This window comes from bacterium, from assembly GCA_040756715.1.
Taxonomy (GTDB): Bacteria; UBA9089; UBA9088; order UBA9088; family UBA9088; genus JBFLYE01.
In genome coordinates this window covers 1-3,065 of sequence record JBFLYE010000177.1, presented here as the reverse complement: position 1 = coordinate 3,065, position 3,065 = coordinate 1, and the positions used below count along the sequence as shown (strand labels likewise).

Sequence of the window (3,065 nt, the reverse complement as noted above, 5' to 3'; positions counted from 1 at the left end):
ACAAAAGAGAAAAATTCCCATTACATAGCTTGAGCTGTAATGGGAGATTTTCTCTTTTGTCTCCTTTAATGCTAGCTCTGCTTCATTTATGGCAGATAGGGCAAGGGGAGAGGAATTTTCTTTTTCTGCCTTTTTGAGGAGATTCTTTGCCCTTTTTATCCTCTCCTTTGCATACCTTTCTGCACCCTCTTTTTCTGCCTCTTCTATCAAAAAAGATGCTTTGAGGATAATCGCTTGAATATTCTCTTTTGGCTTTTGAATAATCTCTTCTGTTCTTCTGATCTTCTCTTCTTTTGCTCTTATCTGTGGTTCTTCTTTTGGCTTTTGGGGAATTTCTGATATTTTAGTGCTTTGACCCTCTGACCCTTTGACCCTCTGACCCTCTGACTCTTCTTTAGGAATTTCTGCTATCTTTGGTAATTCCTCTTCTAGTTGAGGCTCTATCTTCTGTTCTCTGTTCTCTGTCTTCTGTCTTCTGTCCTCTATCCTCTGTCCTCTGGTGCTAGTAGGCTGCTCTGGTGCTAGTAGGATGCTCTGTATTCTCTCTTCTGTTTTCTTCCCTTCTTCTCTTCTCATAAAGATATTGACAAAAATACATCCTTCCCCCTCTTTTACAATTACCTCCTTCTCCTCTCCAATCCACCCCTCTTTTTCTGCCTTTAATTTATATTTTCCAGGCTTAATTGTAATCTTTGCCGGTGTTTGACCACTATGTTTTCCATCAATATATAAAAATGCATCAATTATAGGATATGAGGCAACCATAAGCTCCTCACAAAAACCTAAATTAAAACCTAATACTAAGAGCAAACCTATGCGTATCAGGAAGCCCATATTCCTCCTCCTTTAGAAAGCTATAATCAATACAATATCTTTTAATGATTGTTCCTAAACCACATCCTATATCACCATTGTCATACCCTAGCCTTAAGAAGATATTCTTAAGAGCCATAAGTTCAAACCCATTATACCACCTTATATCCTCTTCCTTTTTATTTACATCCCTCTTTACACTACAATCAGATGATAATATAAGCCTCTCATCAAAGAACCTCTTTGATATGCCAAACCTTATCTCCTTTGGAAATTCCTCATCCTTTATAGAAGAGGCAAGGTTTCTATACATAAACCCGCAGGAAAAACCACTTATGGGAAAATCCCCTTTATATAAAAGACCAATATCAAAGCCCATTCCTTTTTCTTTCTCTAGCTTGCTTGATAGGCTAAACATCTTTATATTCACCCCATACATTACAGAATTTCCTATAGACGAAGCACCTGAGATAATAAAACAGGAATCAGACATTCTGCTTTTGTTATTTTCTCTTCCCTCTTCAAGGACAGCAGATTTATAAAGCAAGCCAATGCCTACCCCAGATGACCTTCTAAAAGGCTGGGCTATAGAGACCCAATCAATATATGTATTTTCACAAGAAAATGGATTTGCATGCATAAATGATACCTCACCAGAGCTTATTAAACAAAGGCCAGCAGGATTCCAATAAATTGCATTTGAATCATCAGATACACCAACAAATGCACCTCCCATTCCCTGTGGCCTTGCTCCGATCTTAAGGTCAATCTCTGTGCAAAAACAAAGACAGGGATATAAAAGTAATAAAAAACCCCTTTTCATCTAATTTTATTATAGCCAATTGGATGATTTTTTGCAATAAAAATATGCCTCCTTTAATGTTTCCCATTTTGAAATATCAAGTGGATTATAAGGAAGAAGCTCGTATTCATCTATCCCTTGTTGTTTAAGAAAGCTTAAAATTTCTTCTTTATTTGTTGTTTAGAAATAGCCAATTTTGGGAGATGGTGGTTAAAGTACATCTCCTTGACTCTCTTTCTTAACTTGATTAGTTTTTTTCTTAAATGATATAATTTCAATATGTTTTTTATGAATGTATGTTTGCTTATCCTTGGGAGCTACCAAAATTTAATAAAGAAGAAATAAAGAGCTCTGCCCTTCTTCCCTCTTTTGGCAGGAGCTTTCTGGTTGGACACTGGGAGGAGGTCTCTATATTCCAAATGGAAATGCCATTGATTGGGGGGATACAATGTTTGATGGCACAGGCACAGCAAAGGCAGAATATCATACAATGCTCTTTATCTCTGTAGCAAACCTTTCTTTAGCAAAGGAGATAACTGATAATCTGTTATGCAAATTCATATGGCAAAGAAACCCTCTAAGGCGTAGAATAAAAGAAATAGGAACTGCCATTGGAATCTCTGGTGTTTATAGGTTTTAACAAAAAATGACCCCTAGAGAGGTAAAAATATTAGAAAACATTATAGGGATACTTAAAAAATACTTCAAGCCAGAAAAAATTATATTATTTGGTTCAAAGGCAAAAAGCGACTTTGCTAAAAATTCTGATTTTGATTTGGCTATTGATAAAGAAAGACCAAATATAAGAATAAGAAGGAAGCTGCAAGAAGAAATTGAAGAAATATCTGGTCTTTATAAGGTTGATATTGTCTATTTAAATTCGGTTTCTTTAGCCTTTAAAGAGATAATTCTAAAAACAGGAAGAATAATCTATGAAAGAAAATCTTGAGTTTGCCATAAAAATTTTAGAGGATGCCTTTTTAAGGTTAAAAGAGGGGATAGAAAAAGCAAAAGATGAGCTAGAAAAGGATGGCGTAATTCAGCGATTTGAATTTACCTTTGAGCTTTTATGGAAGACTCTAAAGATATTTCTTAAATATAAAGGCATTGATGTAAAAACACCAAGAGATAGTCTAAAAGAGGCTTTTAGAATTGCCTTAATTGAAGATGAGGAAGTCTTTCTTGATATGCTTGAGGATAGAAATGTAACCTCACATATTTATGATAAAGAAACATCAGAGGAAATATTTGAAAGAATAAAAATAAGCTATTGCAATGCAATAGAAAACCTTTTAGAAAAACTAAAGGAGACAACGAGGTAAGTATATAGTTGATTCCATAACGCTTTACAAAATGTATGTGTTTAGATAATCTTAAGGAAAACTTTATAAAATTATGAATTTTGAATGTTGAATTTTGAATTAAAAGGGAAAAAATTTTATAAAACTTA

5 protein-coding genes are annotated in these 3,065 nt (G+C 34.4%); 3 read left to right on the top strand and 2 right to left on the bottom strand.

The genetic code is table 11. The annotated features are described in order from the left end of the window. Together AB1397_06670 and AB1397_06665 are read right to left on the bottom strand one after the other, a co-directional pair. Nucleotides 1-834 (bottom strand): PEGA domain-containing protein (locus tag AB1397_06670; protein MEW6482659.1); only part of this gene is annotated, 834 nt, incomplete at its 3' end. Further along, nucleotides 788-1,636, bottom strand: a complete 849-nt coding sequence (locus AB1397_06665) for a PorV/PorQ family protein (protein ID MEW6482658.1) — start codon at nucleotides 1,634-1,636, stop codon at nucleotides 788-790. The genes AB1397_06665 and AB1397_06670, both read right to left, overlap by 47 nt. A gap of 427 nt (nucleotides 1,637-2,063) precedes the next feature. Here AB1397_06665 and AB1397_06660 point away from each other — a divergent pair, with 427 nt between their 5' ends. From AB1397_06660 to AB1397_06650, 3 genes are read left to right on the top strand one after another with little or no spacing between them, the layout of a single operon-like run. Continuing rightward, nucleotides 2,064-2,255: a hypothetical protein gene (locus AB1397_06660; protein ID MEW6482657.1), complete on the top strand. Its 192-nt coding sequence runs from the start codon at nucleotides 2,064-2,066 to the stop codon at nucleotides 2,253-2,255. Between the two features lie 6 nt (nucleotides 2,256-2,261). Next, a complete protein-coding gene (locus AB1397_06655; GenBank protein MEW6482656.1) occupies nucleotides 2,262-2,564 on the top strand; it encodes a nucleotidyltransferase domain-containing protein in 303 nt (100 codons plus the stop codon). Beyond that, complete coding sequence (locus AB1397_06650) at nucleotides 2,548-2,937, top strand: nucleotidyltransferase substrate binding protein (GenBank protein ID MEW6482655.1); 390 nt, start codon at nucleotides 2,548-2,550, stop codon at nucleotides 2,935-2,937. The genes AB1397_06655 and AB1397_06650 overlap by 17 nt, the downstream gene beginning before the upstream one ends. Nucleotides 2,938-3,065 lie beyond the last annotated feature (128 nt).

What these genes read in the sequence shown, in the direction of transcription:
- AB1397_06665 (MEW6482658.1), bottom strand. Translation starts at nt 1,636, where the DNA reads ATGAAAAGGGGTTTTTTATTACTTTTATATCCCTGTCTTTGTTTTTGC.
- AB1397_06660 (MEW6482657.1), top strand. Translation starts at nt 2,064, where the DNA reads ATGTTTGATGGCACAGGCACAGCAAAGGCAGAATATCATACAATGCTC.
- AB1397_06655 (MEW6482656.1), top strand. Translation starts at nt 2,262, where the DNA reads ATGACCCCTAGAGAGGTAAAAATATTAGAAAACATTATAGGGATACTT.
- AB1397_06650 (MEW6482655.1), top strand. Translation starts at nt 2,548, where the DNA reads ATGAAAGAAAATCTTGAGTTTGCCATAAAAATTTTAGAGGATGCCTTT.